2 protein-coding genes are annotated in these 2,097 nt (G+C 39.4%); one reads left to right on the top strand and one right to left on the bottom strand.

All coding sequences use genetic code 11. The annotated features are described in order from the left end of the window. Positions 1 to 439: 439 nt before the first annotated feature. Positions 440 to 1,063, bottom strand: coding sequence for a glutathione S-transferase (locus GQR46_RS19035; RefSeq protein WP_165742097.1), 624 nt, complete (start codon positions 1,061 to 1,063; stop codon positions 440 to 442). A gap of 116 nt (positions 1,064 to 1,179) precedes the next feature. Here GQR46_RS19035 and GQR46_RS19040 point away from each other — a divergent pair, with 116 nt between their 5' ends. After that, positions 1,180 to 2,073: a LysR family transcriptional regulator gene (locus GQR46_RS19040; RefSeq protein WP_165742099.1), complete on the top strand. Its 894-nt coding sequence runs from the start codon at positions 1,180 to 1,182 to the stop codon at positions 2,071 to 2,073. The last annotated feature ends 24 nt before the right edge of the window (positions 2,074 to 2,097 follow it).

A 2,097-nucleotide genomic window follows, 5' to 3' on the forward strand; every position in this document is an offset into this window, starting at 1 on the left:
ATTTTGTAGAATTGAAGATGAGGTTAAACCAAGTCCTGTAATAATGACAGCCCAAGTAACTTTGTTGGAAAATTCGGGGAAAAACAACCGAAATACTTTTTCTATTTTGACCCAGTTGATAGATTGAACTCCATGTAGATGTACGTATATTCGTATTTATTTAATCGACTAACAATTACACCATTCACTTAAAGCTGATATAAGAATTATACTTCCATTGCATACTTAAATAATACTAAACCAAGGTTGTCCTGAAAAGTATTTCCTAAGTTTTATTAGGCTTATTTTGAATATAGCGCACCAAAATACATTTGCAGCTGGCTCTACACATTATGAATGTAAGTTATTGGCAATCATAAATATCATTAAGGAAAGAGTTAACCTATACAAAAAAAGAGGCTAAATAGCCTCTTTCCAAACAATATTAAAATTTAAAAAACTAAGCTAGCAAACCCGCTTTTGTTTCAGGCATTGCTATAAAACCATCAAGTTTACGAACGTTGTTTAGCCATCTTAAAATATTTGGGTATTGCTCAAGTGATACGCCGCCCTCTGGTGCGTGTGCTATGTACGAAAAGTTGGCAATGTCGGCAATAGTTGGCTGAATGCCGACTAAGTATTCACGGTTTTGTAAATACGCATCCATTGTTTTAAATAATGTATGGGCGATGTTTATCGCGTTTTTATGATCAAGCTGCGCGCCAAACACAGTAACTAAACGCGCTGCAGCAGGGCCTGAAGCCACAAGCCCCGCAGCAACACTCAACCAGCGCTGAATTTGCGCTTGAACAGTTACGTCTTCAGGGTACCAGGTTCTGTTAGCATCAAATTTTTGCGCTAAGTAAACTAAAATAGCGTTTGAATCGTTAATAACGTCATCGTTATTTTTAAGTACCGGTACTTGTCCAAAAATATTCATTTCTAGAAATTCAGCTTGCTTTTGTGCGCCGTTTTGTAGTGCAACATCAACCATATTTACATCAAGATTTAAAAGTGACGTAAATAGCTCTGCACGGTGTGAATGACCAGATAAAGTAAAACGGTATAGTGTTAGGTTGCTCATGGGTTGTCCTGTTTTTAATTTTGAATAGTGATTTTTAGTAACGCTATTCTTTCACTATTGTCAGTTTTGAAAAACCGAGCTAGCAAGGAATTAATGTCAATGCTATATTGACAATCATGGATACTATTATTGGCATTAAAACAATCATCGCGGTTGTTGAAACAGGCTCTTTTACAGCCGCAGGCGACAGACTAGGGCTTTCAAAGGCGCTGGTCAGTAAATACGTGGGCATTGTAGAGCAAGACTTAGGGGTTAGATTATTTAACCGCTCCACGCGCAGAATTTCGATTACCGAAGCGGGGCAAAGTTACTACGCAAGCGTAGTGCCTGTAATTGAAAGCTACAGCGAAATGCTCGATAACTTATCGGGTCAAACAGCGCTTGCTAGCGGCAAGCTTCGGGTAAGCGCACCGGTGTCGTTTGGTGAATCAAACCTAGCGCCGTTAATGCCTGAGTTATTGAGTCGCTATCCCGATTTAAGTATTGATTTAGTGCTTTCAGACAAAACAATTGATTTGCTAGAAGAGGGTGTTGATTTAGCAATTAGAATTGGTAGCGTGTCTGACTCTAATTTAATCGCGAGGCAAATTACCAGTTACCCTTTAATTTTATGTGCATCAGCCGAATACATTCAGCGTTTTGGCGCACCTACAGGTGTTGGCGAGCTTGAGCAACACGCCACAGTGATTGATAGCAACTTTAAAATAGGTCGCCATTGGCCTCTAGTTTCACCAAGTGGTGAGGCATTAACGGCAAGCGTAAACTCGCGTGTTTCGGTTAATAATCCGCAAGCTGTAAAAGAGGTTGTTGTTGCGGGTGGCGGTATTGGCTTAATCCCTGAAATAGTGGTGAGAGACGATATTGCATCGGGTAAGCTTGTGCAGGTTATGCGGGACTATAAAACATTTGAATTTGGCTTATTTGCTATTTATCCGCATAGAAAATTTGTGGCTCAAAAGGTGACGTCGTTTATTCAGTTTTTATTCGAAAAGTTTGAAGTTAAAAAATAAAGCGGCTCTCAACCTTCAACCTTA

It is taken from the genome of Pseudoalteromonas sp. Z1A6 (assembly GCF_011378745.1).
Classification (GTDB): Bacteria; Pseudomonadota; Gammaproteobacteria; order Enterobacterales; family Alteromonadaceae; genus Pseudoalteromonas; species Pseudoalteromonas arctica.